Annotated in this window: 16 protein-coding genes; 14 read left to right on the forward strand and 2 right to left on the reverse strand. The window is 33.9% G+C overall.

Annotation, left to right across the window (positions count from 1 at the left end):
• Nucleotides 1-67 precede the first annotated feature (67 nt).
• The 12 genes from B6C99_RS07985 to B6C99_RS08040 are packed head-to-tail and all read left to right on the forward strand — an operon-like array spanning nt 68 to nt 11,462.
• Nucleotides 68-523 carry a hypothetical protein gene (locus B6C99_RS07985; protein ID WP_143413919.1) on the forward strand — a complete coding sequence of 152 codons (456 nt, stop codon included), beginning with the start codon at nt 68-70 and terminating at the stop codon, nt 521-523.
• Nucleotides 493-1,878, forward strand: coding sequence for an AMP-binding protein (locus B6C99_RS07990; protein WP_086359356.1), 1,386 nt, complete (start codon nt 493-495; stop codon nt 1,876-1,878). Before B6C99_RS07985 ends, B6C99_RS07990 begins: the two co-directional genes overlap by 31 nt.
• Nucleotides 1,875-2,231, forward strand: coding sequence for a hypothetical protein (locus B6C99_RS07995; RefSeq protein WP_086359357.1), 357 nt, complete (start codon nt 1,875-1,877; stop codon nt 2,229-2,231). Before B6C99_RS07990 ends, B6C99_RS07995 begins: the two co-directional genes overlap by 4 nt.
• Nucleotides 2,222-3,955 carry a glycosyltransferase gene (locus tag B6C99_RS08000; RefSeq protein WP_086359358.1) on the forward strand — a complete coding sequence of 578 codons (1,734 nt, stop codon included), beginning with the start codon at nt 2,222-2,224 and terminating at the stop codon, nt 3,953-3,955. The genes B6C99_RS07995 and B6C99_RS08000 overlap by 10 nt, the downstream gene beginning before the upstream one ends.
• Complete coding sequence (locus B6C99_RS08005) at nt 3,948-4,370, forward strand: thioesterase family protein (RefSeq protein ID WP_086359359.1); 423 nt, start codon at nt 3,948-3,950, stop codon at nt 4,368-4,370. The genes B6C99_RS08000 and B6C99_RS08005 overlap by 8 nt, the downstream gene beginning before the upstream one ends.
• A complete protein-coding gene (locus tag B6C99_RS08010) occupies nt 4,367-4,972 on the forward strand; it encodes an outer membrane lipoprotein carrier protein LolA (RefSeq protein WP_086359360.1) in 606 nt (201 codons plus the stop codon). Before B6C99_RS08005 ends, B6C99_RS08010 begins: the two co-directional genes overlap by 4 nt.
• On the forward strand, nt 4,950-7,259 hold the full coding sequence (locus B6C99_RS08015; protein WP_086359361.1) for an MMPL family transporter: 2,310 nt from the start codon (nt 4,950-4,952) through the stop codon (nt 7,257-7,259). The genes B6C99_RS08010 and B6C99_RS08015 overlap by 23 nt, the downstream gene beginning before the upstream one ends.
• Before the next feature lie 21 nt (nt 7,260-7,280).
• Complete coding sequence (locus tag B6C99_RS08020) at nt 7,281-7,847, forward strand: DUF3261 domain-containing protein (protein WP_086359362.1); 567 nt, start codon at nt 7,281-7,283, stop codon at nt 7,845-7,847.
• On the forward strand, nt 7,848-9,029 hold the full coding sequence (locus tag B6C99_RS08025) for a beta-ketoacyl-[acyl-carrier-protein] synthase family protein (protein WP_086359363.1): 1,182 nt from the start codon (nt 7,848-7,850) through the stop codon (nt 9,027-9,029).
• Nucleotides 9,029-9,502: a hypothetical protein gene (locus tag B6C99_RS08030; RefSeq protein ID WP_086359364.1), complete on the forward strand. Its 474-nt coding sequence runs from the start codon at nt 9,029-9,031 to the stop codon at nt 9,500-9,502. Before B6C99_RS08025 ends, B6C99_RS08030 begins: the two co-directional genes overlap by 1 nt.
• A 5-nt stretch (nt 9,503-9,507) precedes the next feature.
• Complete coding sequence (locus tag B6C99_RS08035; protein ID WP_086359365.1) at nt 9,508-10,239, forward strand: 3-ketoacyl-ACP reductase FabG2; 732 nt, start codon at nt 9,508-9,510, stop codon at nt 10,237-10,239.
• Nucleotides 10,236-11,462 carry a beta-ketoacyl-ACP synthase gene (locus tag B6C99_RS08040; protein WP_086359366.1) on the forward strand — a complete coding sequence of 409 codons (1,227 nt, stop codon included), beginning with the start codon at nt 10,236-10,238 and terminating at the stop codon, nt 11,460-11,462. Before B6C99_RS08035 ends, B6C99_RS08040 begins: the two co-directional genes overlap by 4 nt.
• A gap of 2,153 nt (nt 11,463-13,615) precedes the next feature.
• Here B6C99_RS08040 and purD read toward each other — a convergent pair.
• Complete coding sequence (purD, locus tag B6C99_RS08050) at nt 13,616-14,908, reverse strand: phosphoribosylamine--glycine ligase (RefSeq protein ID WP_086359368.1); 1,293 nt, start codon at nt 14,906-14,908, stop codon at nt 13,616-13,618.
• A 27-nt stretch (nt 14,909-14,935) separates the two neighbouring features.
• Complete coding sequence (gene purH, locus B6C99_RS08055; RefSeq protein ID WP_086359369.1) at nt 14,936-16,528, reverse strand: bifunctional phosphoribosylaminoimidazolecarboxamide formyltransferase/IMP cyclohydrolase; 1,593 nt, start codon at nt 16,526-16,528, stop codon at nt 14,936-14,938.
• A 251-nt stretch (nt 16,529-16,779) separates the two neighbouring features.
• On the opposite strand from purH, the gene idnO reads away from it, so the two are divergent.
• Both idnO and B6C99_RS08065 read left to right on the forward strand, forming a co-directional pair.
• Nucleotides 16,780-17,544, forward strand: a complete 765-nt coding sequence (gene idnO, locus B6C99_RS08060) for a gluconate 5-dehydrogenase (protein WP_086359370.1) — start codon at nt 16,780-16,782, stop codon at nt 17,542-17,544.
• 127 nt (nt 17,545-17,671) lie between these two features.
• Complete coding sequence (locus B6C99_RS08065; protein ID WP_086359371.1) at nt 17,672-18,922, forward strand: MFS transporter; 1,251 nt, start codon at nt 17,672-17,674, stop codon at nt 18,920-18,922.
• The last annotated feature ends 96 nt before the right edge of the window (nt 18,923-19,018 follow it).

Below are 19,018 nucleotides of genomic sequence, written 5' to 3' on the forward strand. Positions count from 1 at the left end.
AATCCTTTTTTGCTATCCATTAGTTATTTACTTATCTTTAAAGTATCAAGTTATTAATTTCGCAGTTTTGAGTATTGCTGCATTATTAGTACTTCGGCTAATTACCTTACCTAATTTAATATCAAATATAGGTTGGTTAACCAAAGTAACAACTTGTTTAGGTTTGCTATTGGCGTTAATCAGTTGGATATTTAATAAATTTCAATTTTTGCTCTATTACCCAGTAGCAACTAATATTCTATTCTTAATATTTTTTGGATATTCATTATATCAACCACAAAATATTATTGAAAAATTCGCTAGATTAAAGGACGATAATTTACCAGTAAGCGCCATAAACTACACCAGAAAAGTAACTATCTGTTGGTGTTTATTTTTTATTTTAAATGGTTCGATTGCATTAGCAACTTGTCTTATTAACGATATGTATTGGTGGACCATGTACAACGGATTAATAAGCTATATTCTCATCGGAATATTAATGGGGGTGGAATGGATTGTTCGTCAAAAAGTAAAACATTAGTTTTATTATCCGAGCAGTTATCACGACCTGATAATGAAATTATTGCCTTCAGAAAACAACTAGCTTTAACAGTTAGTAATCTAAAACAACAAATTAGCATAACTGTTAATAAATTAGATAATCATTCTGAAAAAAATTGGGTTTTATACATGGATGATAGTTTTAATTTTATTGCAGGATTTCTTGCTCTTCTCTATTCAGGAAAACATCCTCTTTTACTAAATCCTAATCATCTAGAGTTCTCCTATGAAGCTATATTAACCGATATCGATATCGATATCAATATTAAAAATACTAATTTGCCAAATAACTTACCGATTATCAATATCAGTAATATCGATCAACAGGAAGTCCCTAAATCAATAAAGTTCAATAAGTTGGAATTTTCACAAACATTATTTACATTATTTACTTCTGGATCAACAGGCTTACCCAAACCAATAAAAAAATCAATTTCTCAACTTGAACAAGAAATTGAAATACTGGCAAATAATTTAACAGTTTTAACAAATGACCTATTTATTGCCTCTGTTTCACATGAACATATGTACGGATTAACTTTTAAGATAATGCTTCCTTTGAGCTGCAAAATACCTTTTGTATGTGAAACAATACTCTATCAAGAACAATTAGCAACTTACCAATCTAAAAAAATAACTTATATTACAACGCCATCAATTATTAAAAATTTAGATAATAATTTATCTTCAATTAATTGTACTTGCGTATTTTCCTCTGGTGGTGAACTTAGTTTTGAAAACGCTCAGTTTTGTTTACAAAATTTCAATGTGTTACCGCATGAAATTTATGGTTCTAGTGAGACAGGTATTATAGCCAAAAGGCAACAACAATCGGTTAACACGCCTTGGGAACTTTTTTATCCATTACAAATAAAATTTAATTCAGATCATCAACCATTATTAATATCACCGTTATTAAACCAACCTGAACTGCTAAATGACAAATTACAAAAAATTGATGACACTAAATTTTATTTACAAGGCCGCATGGATAAAATTGTCAAAATTGCTGAACAGCGGTTATCCCTAACCTATATTGAGAACCAAATAAATAAACTTATAGTAGTTGAACACGCCATTGTTATTCCACTAGAACATAATAATAGAACTGTATTAGGCGCAATCATCAAAATAGCATCGCCTTATAGAAAAGAGTTAGATAACCTAAATCATTTTAAACTTACACAATATTTTCGACATTTACTAAAAGATACATTATCATTAGTCGAAACACCTAAAAAATGGCGTTTTATTGAAAATTTTCCGAAAAATTCACAAGGTAAGTGCACTTATACTGATTTAAAAACATTATTTGATGCAGCAAATAAGTTATGAAAAAAGAGTTAGCCAACGAAATAAATATTACTAAAACCGAAACAGAAGCTAATATTGAAATCACCATTCCACCAGATCTTTTTTGGTTTAAAGGGCATTTCCCTACTCAACCTCTATTACCGGGGGTTACCCAACTTAATTGGGTGATTGATTATGCCCGAAAGTTATTCAATCCTAACTTATCAATAGTATCAATTGAAGTTATCAAATTTCAATCACCAATATTACCTAATGATAATCTAAAATTAACGCTAATTTGGGATGAAGTTAATCAAAAACTAAAATTCACTTATAGTTTTATTCATAGCAATAACAAAATAGCAAGTACTGGAAGGCTTACGCTATGTCAGTAATAGCACCTTCCCAGTCTGAGAGTTACTGCTTTATTATTCCTTGTTACAACCATAGTAATGCTTTACCGAGTGTTTTACAAAATATTGAGCAATATCAACTTACCTGTTTTCTAATCGATGATGGTAGCTCGAATGAACAAGCACAAAAACTGATTGACATTACCAAGCAATATCCATGGGTCAAGTTGGTTCGGTTAGCTAAAAATGAAGGTAAAGGTGCAGCTGTAATTTGTGGATTTAATCATGCATCAGCTCAAGGTTTTGATTATGCCATCCAGATAGATGCTGATGGTCAACATGACAGTCAAATTGTTAAACAGCTTATTGAACAATCTCAATCAAATCCGAATGCGTTAATATCAGGTTGTCCGGTCTATGATGATTCAGTTCCCAAACATCGACTTATTGCACGTTATATAACCCATTTCTGGGTATGGCTCGAAACGCTATCTTTTAATATTAAAGATAGCATGTGTGGTTTTCGTATCTATCCATTAAAACAAACCTGTAAACTCATAAAACAACATCAAATTGGTAAAAAAATGGATTTTGATACCGACATAATGGTGCGATTATATTGGCAAGGTACCGATTCGATTTTTGTACCGACACAAGTAACTTATCCTGTTGATGGTATCTCTCACTTTAAAGCATTCAAAGATAATCTATTAATTTCTTGGATGCATACTCGACTATTTTTTGGTATGTTGCCTAGGATTCCAGCATTAATAAAGCGGAATCGGCTTAAGAAAAATCAAGATACACACTGGTCCCAAACCGAAGAACGCCGAGGTTTATGGGGTATCCAACTAATTTTAATGCTATATCGATTGCTAGGCAGACATGCAGCTCAAATAATCATGTTCCCAGTAATTAGTTATTTCTGGTTAACAGGTAAAAAACAACGACAAGCCTCTAAAGCATATTTAGAAAAAATCCTCAAGCAATATTCAAATGTACCATTGATTCAGAAGACAAAACTAACTTCATTCCGACATTTTCAACATTTTGGTGAATCACTGTTAGATAAACTTGCCAGTTGGCATGGTGATATCAAACTTGATGACATCTATTCACCTAATAAAAATGAATTTTTAAGGCTAGTTTCTGAAAAAAAAGGAATTATCTTAATTTGTTCGCATTTAGGTGATATTGAAATGTGCCGAGCACTAGCGGAATTATCGCATAATGTGACAATTAATGCCTTAGTACATAAAAATAATGCAGTACGATTTAATCAAGTATTAAAACAAGTTAATCCAGCTTCAATTATCAACCTAATTGAAGTTGCAACATTAGGGGCGGATACCGCCATAATACTGCAACAAAAACTAGAAGCAGGTGAATGGGTCGCCATTGTTGCTGATAGAACTTCAATTAATCCTTATCAAAGAGTGCCTGAAAGCACTATTATTTGGGCTAATTTTCTTGGCAAATCGGCACCTTTTCCTAAAGGGCCATTTGTATTGTCTTCAGCGTTAAAATTCCCAGTTTACTTTTGTTGGGGATTAAAACCCAATGGTCGATTCCAAATATATCTAGAGCATTTTACTGATGAGCTAAAGTTATCAAGAAAAAATAGACAAGCAGAACTAGAACAAACCGTGCAATATTACGCCAATCGACTAGAATATTATTGTTTACTATCACCACTTGATTGGTTCAATTTTTTTGATTTCTGGCAATATAATCCACCTGAAACGTTTGGTAAAAAAGATGAATAATATTAATCACTGCTGTATCACCATCGATTATACCCCTTCTTTCCATGACACCGATGCCATGGGCGTTGTTTGGCATGGTAACTACCTTAAATTTTTTGAAAAAGCCCGCGAAGCACTTTTTCGAAAATTCAACTATGGTTATAAAGAAATGGTTGATTCGGGTTATGTTTGGCCTATCGTAGATGCCAAAATCAAATATACAGCACCAGCTCTAGCTGAACAAACTTTAGAAATTTTTGCCAAATTAGAAGAGTATGAGCATCGAATAAAAATAAGCTACCTGATAAAAGATAAAAAAACCGGCAAAAAAGCAACCTCAGGCTACACAACTCAAGTTGCAGTTTCTGCAACCAATCAGGAAATGAGTTTTGTCACTCCTGACATATTTTTGAAATGTTTTGGAATAATCAAATGAAAAAAAAACTAGTTATCTTAGCTTCAACGCTGCTATTAACTTTTTCAACATTATCGAACGCAATAACTCTAAATGATTTACAACAGTTATTTAGTAAAAACCAAGTTATTCGAGCTGATTTTACTCAAGATCGCTATATTAATGGTTTAACATCACCGATTCACTCTACAGGAAAGATGATCATATCCAAGGAATTAGGATTATGGTGGCAACAAAAAACACCTTTTGCCATGACCCTAAAAATGAATCAACAACGAATGGAGCAACATATAGAAGGTCAAGCCGCAGAAGTGATAACTGCTGAAAAACAACCTCAACTGTTCCAATTTAACCATCTCTTAACTGCAATTTTCACTGCCGATAAAAAAATACTTGAGACTAATTTTGCTATAACAATTGCCGAACAAAATAAACAGTGGACTGTAACACTACAACCCAAGTTAGCCCCTTTAAACAAAATTTTTAAAAGTATTGTTCTTAATGGAAAATCTTATTTAGAAACAGTCACTATAAATGATATGCAAAATGATAAAACAGAGCTTACCTTTACAAATCATAAAACAGCAAAACTAAGTCAAGATGAACAATTATTATTCAGATAATCGATTAACATTAAGAAGAAGAGCTATATTATGGTTAATAATAGTCGTCGGTGTGATTTTCGCTGCTTATTACCTTTTTATTAACAGTAAAATCAATAGCAGTGTTTTATCTTTATTACCAAAAGAGCAAACCAACAATGTTCCTACCGAATTTATTGAAGGTTTTCAAAACCGATTAGATAAACAACTCGTTTGGTTAATTAAGCCGACTAATGACGAATTAGAGCCAGTTTTTTGGTGGTATCAAACTTTAAAAAAGCAATCTTTTATCGGTCAGGTAAATGGTTATTTTGATGAACAATTTCAAAAAAATTGGGGAGAGTTTGCTTTTCAATATCGTTACCAATTGCTGGACTCAAAAACCAGTGAAAGATTACAAAGTCGTACTCAACTAAGCTGGATTCAAAGCCAGTTATATTCTCCTTTCAGTGGAATAAGCGCGACTGAATTGGAAAACGATCCGCTATTATTAACCCGCTCATCACAATTAAATCAACTCGCTAACTCCGGCGGATTAACAATTCAAAATAATTGGTTATCAGCGCAAGACGAACAAGGTAATCAATGGTATATGATTTTTGCTGAGTTAAATGATTCATCATTTAACATGAATCAATCACATCAAATTACCAATCAATTAAATGAACTTACCCAAAAATTACATGAAAAATGGCCAAATGTTGAAATATTGAAGCGAGGTGTGCTTTTTTATAGTGACTATGCAAGTAGTGAAGCTAAAAATGATATAACCACAATAGGCAGTCTATCAATTATAGGCATTGTAATATTAATAATTAGCATATTTCGATCGATAAGACCGATTATTTTATCGCTACTATCAATTTTTGTAGGTATTGTTTGTGGTTTAGTAGCTGTTTTAACGATATTTGGTGAAATTCATATTATGACACTAGTTATGAGTACTAGTGTTATAGGCATAACTGTTGATTATTCACTTCACTACTTAACTGAACGACTGTTACATGGTAATCAAGAATCACCTTATGCTAGTTTAAAAAAACTAATATCAACGCTAACTTTAGCCTTATGCACAAGTTTTATTGCTTATATTATTCTACTAATTGCACCTTTTCCCGGCTTGAAACAGCTATCAATATTTGCAATATTTGGCTTAATCGGTGCGTTTTTAACTGTAATATGTTGGTATCCATTACTAGTTAATAAGTTACCTGTACGTGAACATGTTGGTTATCAGTTATTGAATTGCTGGTTAAATTTTTGGAAACATAAGCAAATACAATGGATGATGGTCTTAATGGCCACATTATTTATTAGTTACGGATTGATTAATTTAAAAGTTGATGACGATATTGGTAAACTACAAACATTGCCAGCAGAATTACAACAACAAGAACAAAAAATTATCAGTATTACCCATCAAACAACTGATCAAAAATGGTTTATCGTGTTTGGTGATACTGCTGAACAAACCTTACAGCGACTTGAACAATTTTTACCTAAATTAGAACAAGCAAAGTCAAATGGTTATTTTGAACAATATCAAAGCATAAATTTACCTTCACGCCAAAAACAGCAACAAAATATTGCAATAGTTAAACAATACAGTCCGGAAATTTTATCCGCCTTATCACAAATGGGCATTAAGGCAAATCCACCTAGTTTTGAACAACCTATTATCTCTGCACAACTATGGCAACAAAGTGAATTAAGTCAAGGACGAAAACTACTTTGGTTGACTTTACAAACGGGACAAAGTGCTACTTTAATTCCAATAAATGGTATTAAAAATATTAGTGAAATTAAAAAATTATCTGAAATTGATCAAGGTATCTATTGGCTTGATCGCCGAGATGAGTTTAATACGATGTTTACTTATTATCGAATACACTTATCCCAACTCATTGCAGGTGCGGTAATCCTTATTTGTGCGAGCTTTATCTTCTATCATCGTAAATACGGTCTTAAAGCAGCTTTAAAAAGCACATTACCAACCTTATTATCCATTGGTATTGCATTAGCAATGCATGGCATAATCAATCAAACACTTAATTTGTTTTCAATGTTAGCACTAATTCTTGTTATTGGTATTGGTATCGATTATAGTCTATTTTTAAGCAACAATAAAAGCCAAACCCAAAGCGCATTATTAGCGGTTACAATGGCAGCATTAACCACTATATTATCTTTTGGACTATTAATAATTAGCCATACTATTGCTATCAAAGGATTTGGGTTAGTATTAACTAGTGGTATTTTTACTGCATTTTTATTTGCACCATTAGTCAGCAATAATAAACAAAAATAGAGAAATATTAGGTACTAAAGGATGAAGAAATATTTAAATTTAACTTTTTTATTATTAAGTTTGTTGATTTCAGCTTGCTCATCCCAACCTAAATCAGAAGCTTGGTTAACCAAAGAAATTAAAGTTAACTTACCAAAGATAGATTTAAACCAAGACTATCATGACCAACAACTATTAACTTTTAAATATAATAATCAAGAAAACTCGGTTATTACTGTTGTTGAGATCAAAAACAACCAATTAAAAGTGATGGGTTTATCCACTATAGGTATCCGTTTGTTTGAAATCCAATATAATGGTAGTGAAGTTAAAGCAAAACAGTATATATTTATTAAACAGTTTCCCCCGCCAGAGCAAGTATTATCGGACATAATGCTAAGTATTCTACCAACAACTTCGTGGCAAAACGTATTACCCCCTAATTGGCAACTTATGGATAAAGGTTTATTTAGAACACTCATTAATGATCAAAAACAAACTATCATTAACATAACTTATAACAAAAAAGTTTCAACAGAGATTAGAAAACCAATAAAAATTGATCACGCTATATTTGGTTATCAAATTACAATAAAGAGTATGGAATAAATGATCTATGTTGCTGCGCTTGGCGCAATAAACACATTAGGACACGACAAACAACAAATCGCCAATAATTTGGCCAAAAATTATTGTGCAAGTCATTATTTAACTAAACAAGAAGGATGGTTATTAAATGGTCAAAATACTTGGTTAGGTAAAGTGAACGGCGATCTACCGACTATTCCTCATCAATTTATACAATATGCAACAAGAAATAATCATTTACTTTATGCTGCATATTTGCAAATTAAACAACCAATTCAAAAAGCTATCGAAAAATATGGTACAAAAAGAATTGCGGTCATAATGGGAACCAGTACTTCTGGGATACACGAAGGTGATATCAACATTAAGCACTACTTAGAGACTCATCATTGTGAGCCTAACTTTTATTATCATCAGCAAGAACTTGGTGATCCTTCCCGATTCTTAACCGAGCTATTAAATTTGCAAGGCCCTAGTTACACCATATCAACCGCTTGCACATCTAGCGCGAAAGCTGTAATAAGTGGTCAGCGATTGATTGAATCAGGATTAGTTGATGCTGCAATTGTTGGTGGAGCAGACAGTTTAAGTCGGATGCCGATTAATGGCTTTAATGCACTCGAAGCGTTATCAAGTAATCCTTGCATGCCATTTGCACAAGATCGTACTGGCATAAATATTGGTGAAGCCAGTGGGTTAATGTTACTAACCAAAGAGGAATCAAGTAATATTGCATTATTAGGTACAGGTGAATCCTCGGATGCTTATCACATCTCCTCCCCTCATCCTGAAGGAATAGGAGCGCAAACTGCGATGGAAATGGCATTAAAAAATGCCAATTTAAAACCAAATCAGATCGGTTATCTCAATTTACATGGCACAGCAACGATTCTTAATGACCAAGCTGAAAGTAAGGCAGTTTATCGATTATTTAAACAAAACCTTCCTTATTGTAGTTCAACAAAACATCTAACAGGACATACATTAGGTAGCGCAGCTATTACTGAATTAGCTATTAGCTACTTATTACTTAAACAAAATATTTATTTACCACAACAAGATTTTTCAATATCACCTTATGACAAAAATCTAGATAAAATTAATATGGTTACAGAAAAAATGATGCTACGAACACCAATCATTATGTCTAACTCGTTTGCTTTTGGTGGCAATAATGCATCTCTTATTATTGGAAAGTTATAATGCAATATAAACCAGCAAGTTACTACTTACCACACAGAACACCGATGATTATGATTAACAAAGTTCATCTAGTCGACGACAAGCAATGCATTTGCAGTGTTGAAGTTAGCAAAAATGGCATACTTTCTCCATTTTTAACTAAGGATGATCAACTACCCAATTTTTACGCTATCGAATTAATGGCACAAACCATTGGTGTTTGGAATGGGTATCATGATTCGAAAAAAAATCACTCACCACAATTAGGTATGTTACTCGGTGGACGAGCAATTAAAACTACTGTACCTGCATTTGCACTGAATAGTGAATTAATGATAACCGCCAATTTAGTCTTGTTTGATTCTAAGTTGGCTAACTTTGATTGTGATATTTGCATCAATCAACAATGTGTTGCATCAGGCAAACTAAATGTTTATGAACCTGATCATAATGAATTTGACCAACTCTTTGGTTTACAACGATTAAAAGGATAACTATTATGCGTCGTACAGTACTTGTAACTGGAGCAAGTAAAGGAATTGGTAAAGCAATAGCTTGTAAACTCGCGTTAGATGGTTTTGATATCGTCATACACTACCATCGTGATAAACAAGGGGCGCTTGAAACTAAAAAAATTATTGATCAGTCTGACCAGAAAGCTAGATTAATCCAATTCGATGTAAGCAATACCGATCAATGTCAACAAATAATTGAAGAAGATATTGAACAACATGGTGCTTATTACGGTGTGGTAAATAATGCTGGTATTATTCGCGATGGCGCTTTTCCAGCTTTAACACAAGATGACTGGAAGGCGGTAATTCATACCGATCTTGATAGTTTTTACAATGTGTTACATCCTTGTATTATGCCCATGATTGGACTACGTAATGGTGGAAGAATTGTTGTTATATCATCAATTTCAGGCATCGTTGGCAATCGTGGTCAAGTCAATTACAGCGCAGCCAAAGCAGGTCTAATTGGTGCAACCAAAGCGTTAGCGCTTGAATTAGCTAAACGGAAAATTACCGTCAATTGCATTGCCCCAGGTCTAATAGATACTGGTATTTTAGATATTGAACCTATCGCTTTAAAAGAAGCTATGGCCATGATCCCACTTAAAAGAATGGGACACGTTGACGAAGTCGCAGGGCTTGCTAGTTATCTAATGTCAGATAATGCTGCATATATAACACGACAAGTCATTTCAATTAATGGAGGAATGGTATGACTAAACGAGTAGTTATAACCGGCTTAGGTGGAGTCACTGCATTTGGTAACGAATGGACTGATGTTGAGCTCAAACTGAAAAAGCTTGAAAATGCAGTTCGATATATGCCTGAGTGGGAAATTTATGATGGATTACACACCAAACTTGGCGCACCAATTGATGATTTTGCATTACCTGATCATTATACACGAAAAAAAATTCGTTCAATGGGCAGAGTATCTTTACTCTCAACCAAAGCAACTGAAATTGCATTAGAAAAAGCAGGATTACTTGATGCGACAGAGCTAACTAATGGCGATACAGGTATCGCTTTTGGATCATCGACAGGTAGTACTCAACCCGTTGCATCATTTGCAACTATGTTAAATGAAAAGCATACCAACAACATCACTGCCACTACCTATATCCAAATGATGCCCCACACAACCGCAGTTAATACTGGCTTATTTTTTGGCTTAAAAGGTCGATTGATCACCACATCAAGTGCTTGTACTTCTGGAAGTCAAGCTATTGGTTATGCATATGAAGCCATAAAATACGGTATGCAAAAAATCATGGTGGCCGGCGGTGCTGAAGAGTTATGTCCATCGGAAGCAGCTGTTTTTGACACCTTATTTGCCACCAGTCAACTTAATGACACGCCTAAATTATCTCCAAGACCCTACGATCGTGACCGTGATGGCTTAGTTATTGGTGAAGGTGCTGGTGCATTAATTTTAGAAGAATATGAACATGCCAAAGCCCGAGGTGCAAAAATTTATGGTGAAATTATAGGCTTTAAAACCAACTGTGATGCAAGCCATATTACTCAACCAAGGCAAGAAACAATCCAATACTGTATTGAACAATCCCTGAAAGAAGCGGGATTAGATCCAAACCAAATTGGCTTCATCAGTGCCCACGGTACCGCTACCGCTCGTGGAGACGTTGCTGAAAGTAATGCAGTTGCCAATATTTTTGGTAACAAAACCCCCATATCATCATTGAAAAGTTATTTTGGCCATACCCTCGGCGCATGTGGGGCAATTGAAGCATGGTTGACATTAGAAATGATGCACACAGGCTGGTTTAACCCAACTATCAACTTAAATCATATTGATCCTCAGTGCGGTGATCTTGATTATATTGTCGGTGCTGGGCGAAATTTAGATATTGAATATTTTCAAACCAATAACTTTGCTTTTGGTGGAATCAACACCTCAATTGTTATTAAAAGATTATAGTTTGATATTTTTTGAATAAGCTTAGCGTTAAAATTTATCTAGATTTTTATACCATTATTCAAGAATGTTAAGATTGTTGATGGAATTTTTATTGCTCCATTTGCATATTAAATAGTTCAAATAATTTTACAAATGATGGTACTTTAACAACTTGGATAGTTACTAAAGTACACATTCATTTTGTTTAAAATCTCGTTTACCATCCTCATTTTTTTAATTTATTTTTTAAACAATAATGTAGTATTACTCAGAGTTTAGTTTAATTTACTATAACGATTTTTAACCATGATAGATATCTTTCATGAGTTTATAGCATAGTGGTGGTATATATCCTTAGTTTATAAACAAACTTTCATCTTTTTTATAAAGAAATTTAATAAAATAGCGACTGATTAACAAAGATAAAAGTAAATTAATTGCCAGTAAAAATATCAGATTATTTAAAGACTGAGATTGAATTTTATTTATAAGACTTAATGAAGGTGAAATATCATTCATAAAAATCACATAATAAATAGTCGTACTTACAAGACCACTAAGAAAAGTAGTTACCATTCCTGTCAATATCAATTTTGCGAAGCTCACTTTAGAATTCACTTGTTCAAAACTATTTTTGATAACTACTGTGAAAAGTATATAGAGAATTACTGACAATAAAAGTCCTATCAATATAGGTGCCATCACTAAAGAAATACTTGGCTGCAAAAAATGATAAATTATTGCTAACGATATATAGGACAAGAAAATACTATAAAGTTGGATATGAATTATTTTTAATTGGTCTGAATTAAAATTAATTGCTGATCGATAAATAATATTATTTCTACCGACAAAATAAAACATTACGATTAGCACAAATAAATCTATTATAAGAATTAGCCGATACATGAAAATGTGATAGAAATATGAAAATGAATCATCGTTGATGAAGTCAAAATTAATTAGAAAATAATTATGAAACAGTATGAATATTTCAACGCCGAATTCAAAAAGTGGTGTTTGCAAAAAATAGGTAATAAGAAAAAAAATCACAGAGAGCAAACTGATTACTTTCCAATTTTTAGATACATTATATAGACAATACTTTTGGCAGAATAATATACTGATAATAAAAACTAGAAAATAATAATTCATAGAACCCAAAGTTAAACTATAAATTAGTTGAGCTATGTAAATATTGCCTTCGCTAAGGTAGCTATCCAATTTGATTACAAAATTAATTATGGATTTGAGTATTAGACATCCAAAATAGATAAAAGTAAAAAGGCATGGTAGTTTAAAATAAGATTGATTTTGAGTATCCATTATATCCCTATAAATGTTTATTATTAAATAGTATAAAAAAAGCATAACTATCTTAAAAGATAATTATAAAGATTATATTTTGGTTTAAAACGCTATTGCCCTTATAATCAATATAACCTAAAGAATAGTAACCAAAATATAAACAAAAAATAGATTTGTATAAAAAATTATTGTTCCATCAAAGTTAAGAAATCTTAATTTATAAATTCTCTTTTCTTTTTCTTTTTTTACCTTTTATTTTGTTAATTAGTAAACATATAAAAGCTATTGCAGGATTGAAAAAAAAGAGAATAAAAAACAGTAAAAGGATTAATGGTTCATATTCTGGAAAAGATTCTATAAATTTTTCTCGATATAATGAGTATAAGAATAAAATGCTCATTAGAAAAAAATAAATTATTCTTGTTACCCATAATAATCTTTTTAACGATTTTATTCTTCTATAATGAGTTGGTGTAAAATCTGAGTGAAGTATTGCGCCACCCAACAAAAAAAGCTCAATTAAAAATAATAAAATATAAAAAAAGGTTACCATTTTTTATTTTTTCAGAGAGTCAATTAATCGATTAACACTGCATTATCGAGATTAGCAATAATATTATAATTAAAGCTAGATACCACAAATGGCTTCTTTCCACTTTATCGTAGGATCGGCAAGTACAACAATCACTCAATAAGCATTACTCATAAATATAGTCTAGATTATAAGCAAAAATAGATAACAGTAAAACTAACACCAAGATTTATATTGCGAATTTTAGAAAAATTAATCCACCATAAGTCATGATAATGAATAGATATGGCGTCATTTGACGCCATCATGAAATATTTAGTATCAGAATTAAAGGTTATAAATCATTTTTTTCGCGTTCAATTGCTCGATAACCAATATCATGCCGATAGTAACAACCATGCCAATGAATATTTTTGATTTGTTCATATGCGCGCTTTTGGGCGTCTGATACACTGTTACCTAGTGCGGTGACACATAAAACTCGTCCACCATTGGTACAAACTTGACCATTTTCCAAGCAAGTACCGGCGTGGAAAATTTTGTAATCTTTATCTATTACGGTTGGCAGACCTAAAATAACATCTTTGGTGTTGTAATCGCCCGGATAACCACCAGCAGCGAGCACGACACCTAAAGCTGGTCTTGTATCCCATTTTGATTTTATGGTATCTAGTTTACCTTTTGTGGCAGCTAAACAGAGTTCTATCAAGTCCGATTGCATTCGCATCATGATCGGTTGAGTTTCTGGATCGCCAAATCGACAATTAAATTCAATGACTTTGGGATTACCTTGTTTATCTATCATTAAACCGGCATAAAGGAAACCAACATAAACATTACCTTCTTGTGCCATTCCATTGACTGTTGGATAAATGATTTGTTGCATAACTTTATCGAAGACCTCATCGGTTACCACCGGTGCGGGGGAGTAAGCACCCATTCCTCCGGTATTAAGACCGGTATCGCCATCACCTACCCGTTTATGATCTTGACTAGTTGCCATTGGTTCGACATGTTTACCATCGACCATCACGATAAAGCTAGCTTCTTCACCATCGAGAAACTCTTCTATTACTACTCGATGACCGGCATCACCAAAGGCATTACCCGCTAACATATCACGTACAGCATCTTCGGCTTCTTTTAGAGTCATAGCAACAATTACACCTTTGCCAGCAGCTAAACCATCAGCTTTTATCACAATTGGCGCACCTTTTTGACGAATATATGCAATAGCAGGTTCAATTTCGGTAAAATTCTGATATTCAGCCGTTGGGATATTGTGACGAGCTAAGAAGTCTTTGGTAAAAGCTTTCGATCCCTCTAACTGTGCAGCCGCTTTAGATGGTCCAAAAATTTTCAATCCGGCTTTTTGAAAACTATCAACGATACCGATTACTAATGGCGCCTCTGGTCCGACTATGGTTAAGTCTATTTGTTGCTCCTGAGCAAAGTTTAATAGTCCGGTAATGTCGGTCGCTTTTATGTTGATGTTTTCTAAATTTTCTTCAAGTGCAGTACCTGCATTACCTGGTGCAACAAATACTTTGGTCACTAATGGTGATTGTGCTGCTTTCCATGCTAAGGCATGTTCACGACCACCATTACCGATAACTAAAACTTTCATACAAGGTCCTTTCAATACTTTTAAAAATTAATGCCTAAAATGCCGCATATTGGTGAAGATCATGGCAATATTATGCTCATTTGCAGCTTGTATCACTTCATCATCGCGAATTGAACCACCAGGCTGAATAACACAAGTAACCCCCACAGCAGCCGCTGCATCAACACCATCTCTAAACGGAAAGAAGGCATCAGATGCCACAACTGATCCTGCAACTTCTAGATTTTCGTCTTGAGCTTTTATTCCTGCAATTTTTGCCGAATACACCCGGCTCATTTGCCCCGCGCCAATTCCAATAGTCATGTTATCTTTAGCATAAACAATGGCATTAGATTTTACAAATTTAGCTACTTTCCAACAAAATAGTGCATCGGTTAACTCTTTTTCGGTCGGTTGTCGTTTGGTAACCACTGTTAGTTGTTCTTGGGTTACCATACCTAAATCTCGGTCTTGTACAAGCAGTCCACCATTGACTCGTTTGAAGTCTAAACTAGCAACCGCGCTTCCTGACCATTGACCACACTCCAATACTCGGACATTTTTTTTAGTTTGGGTGATCTCTAATGCGTCTTGATCAACGGATGGCGCAATAATCACTTCAACGAATTGCTTATCAACAATAGTTTGGGCAGTTTTAGCATCCAAAGGGCGATTAAAAGCAATAATGCCACCAAAAGCAGAAGTTGGATCGGTTTTAAAGGCATTAAGGTAGGCATTTAAGATGTTATCACTTACCGCAACACCACAAGGATTGGCGTGTTTAACAATCACGCAAGCCGGCTCTGCAAATGATTTTACGCATTCTAATGCGGCATCGGTATCAGCAATATTGTTATAAGATAATTCTTTACCTTGTACCTGTTTAGCGGTAGCAATAGAGCCTTGTTCTAAATGTTCTTCAACATAGAAAGCCGCTTGTTGATGAGAATTTTCTCCATAGCGCATATCTTGTTTTTTAATAAATTGTAAATTTAAAGTGCGAGGAAACTCACCTGCTGGTTTATCTGTATCACCATAATATGGTGGCACAAGTTTACCAAAGTAGTTGGCGATCATACCATCATATTGAGCTGTATGTTCAAATGCCTTTATCGCTAGGCTAAACCGATATTTGAACGAAAGGCAATTTTGCTGTTTATCTAGCATATCGATAATAGTGCTGTAGTCCCGACAATCAACGACGATAGCGACATCTTTGTTATTTTTAGCCGCTGACCGTACCATGGTTGGTCCACCAATATCAATATTTTCTATCGCATCTTCTAGGCTACATTTGGGATCAGCAACCGTTTTTGCAAAAGGATATAAGTTCACAACAACCATATCAATTGGTGCGATCTGATGTTGTTGCATGACCTCATCATCAATCCCTCGACGCCCCAAAATGCCACCGTGTATTTTAGGATGTAGAGTTTTGACTCGACCATCCATCATCTCAGGAAATCCTGTGTAATCCGCTACTTCGGTAACAGGAATTTGGTTGTCAATTAGAAGTTTGGCGGTTCCGCCAGTGGAAAGAAGTTCTATATTACGAACGGATAAAGCTTTGGCAAATTCAATGATTCCGGTTTTATCAGAAACACTAAGTAAAGCACGACGGATAGGACGAAACTGCTGCATGAAAAAAGCTCCGAAATTGATTTTCTAAATCCAAGTCTGTGGATGGCTATTATATATAAAACACGCAACGATGTTTAGTATTAACTTTTTAAAATTAAATTGAAAAATTTTTTACCTCAATAATTTGATATTGATCACAGAATTAATATTTTCCGGTTAATCATTGTGTTTTAGGCTTTCTTTTTTAGATTTTTTGCTCTAATGTTATGCATAACTGTTACGCATAACATTTTATAAAAAGGGAGAAAGTCATGCAGTCTTTATTTGAATTGAAAGGAAAACGCGCACTCATTACCGGCTCTGCTCAAGGAATTGGTAATCTTTTAGCAAATGGTTTAGGTCAATATGGCGCTAGCATTATCATCAATGATATTACTCAAGAAAGAGCTGATAATGCAGCCAAGTTATTACAGCAACAAGGTATTGATGCAGTTGGTGTAGGCTTTGATGTCACTAATTTAGCATCCGTAACGCAAGCAATTAATTATATTGAGAAAGAAATCGGTGCTATTGATATTTTAATTAATAATGCTGGGATTCAACGTCGTCATCCTTTTACAGAATTTCCTGAAGCAGATTGGGATGCAGTCATTAACGTAAATCAAAAAGCTGTGTTTTTAGTTTCACAACAAGTGGCTAAACATATGATTAACCGTCGTGAAGGAAAAATCATTCATATCTGTTCAATGCAAAGTGAATTAGGTAGAGACACTATCACGCCTTACGCCGCCTCGAAAGGAGCAGTAAAAATGTTAGTAAAAGGCATGTGTGTTGAACTTGCCCGCTACAACATTCAAGTCAATGGCATTGGCCCTGGATATTTCGATACTGAAATGTGTAAAGCTCTGGTCGAAAATAAAGAATTCACCAGCTGGTTATGCCAAAGAACACCAGCAGCCCGTTGGGGTAAACCTGAAGAACTGATTGGATCAGCCGTATTTTTATCCTCTAAAGCATCTAATTTTGTCAACGGACACATTCTTTATGTCGATGGTGGGATGTTGGCTGCAGTTTAATCACCCATCATAAATTACACAGATGTTTATGATTCATTAGCTTATGAACATTATTTGAGATGATTAAAACCATAAACATTTGTCGTAATTTATCTAGGATTTTATTTAGTTTATAAAGGGAATGAATATGAATATAACAAAAAGATTAGCACCATCGAGATGGTGGAGATTAATGCCAATAATTTTTATCACTTATAGTCTAGCTTATTTAGATCGTGCAAATTATGGTTTTGCCGCTGCAGCCGGTATCAATGATGATTTAGGAATTACTAAAGGTACATCATCATTAATTGGTGCATTGTTTTTTCTTGGTTACTTTTTCTTCCAAGTTCCAGGTTCTATTTACGCAGTTAGAAAAAGTGTTCGAAAACTGATTTTTGTTTGCCTTATTTTATGGGGGTTGTGTGCAGCATTAACTGGAATGGTCAGTAACATTCCTTCACTTATGGCGATACGTTTTGTTTTAGGAATTGTTGAAGCTGCTGTGATGCCATCAATGTTAATTTATATTAGTACTTGGTTCACAAAAGCTGAACGCTCAAAAGCCAATACGTTTTTAATATTAGGAAATCCAGTAACAGTATTGTGGATGTCTATTGTTTCAGCTCATCTTATAGACCTTTATGGCTGGCGTGAAATGTTTGTTATTGAAGGTTTACCAGCCGTTTTATGGGCCGTAATTTGGTGGATTTTGGTCAGAGATAAACCATCAGAAGTGAAATGGTTAACCGACGCAGAAAAAGCTGAATTCCAAGCAGTAATGGATAAAGAGCAGCAAAATATCAAACCAATGCGTAATTATGGTGAAGCATTTCGTTCAGGTAATGTAATTAAACTTTGTGCAGTACATGCTTTATGGAGCATTGGAGTGTATGGTTTTATGATGTGGATGCCATCTATCATTAAAGCATCCGGTAATGTTGATATCGTTTCAGTTGGTTGGTTAGCGGCTATCCCTTACTTTGTTGCGATTGCAATGATGTTAATTGTCTCTTTTTATTCTGATAAACTTCAAAACAGAAAATTATTTGTTTGGCCGTTATTGTTAATTGCGACTATTGCTTTCTTTACCGCTTATTTACTTGGTGCCGAACATTTCTGGATCTGCTTCATCTTATTATCTATCGCAGCAGGATGTATGTATGCACCTTATGGACCGTTTTTTGCCTTAATTCCTGAACTATTACCTAGTAATGTTTCGGGTGTTTCAATTGGTTTAATTAATAGTTTTGGTGCGCTTGGTGCATTCATTGGCGCATGGTTAGTTGGTGTTATCAATGCTGCAACCGGTAGTGCAGGAGCATCTTATATTTTTATGGGCGCAGCTTTAGTATTATCCGTCGTTCTTATGGCTAATGTTAAAGCACCTAAAAAATAATCTCTATTTTCAATAAAAAGGTAATAGTGACTATTACCTTTTTCATTTAATTAAAGATAACTAATGTTATTTATTTTGCTATTTTACTGATAAAAT

This window comes from Gilliamella sp. N-G2 (genome assembly GCF_002142215.1).
Lineage (GTDB): Bacteria > Pseudomonadota > Gammaproteobacteria > Enterobacterales > Orbaceae > Gilliamella.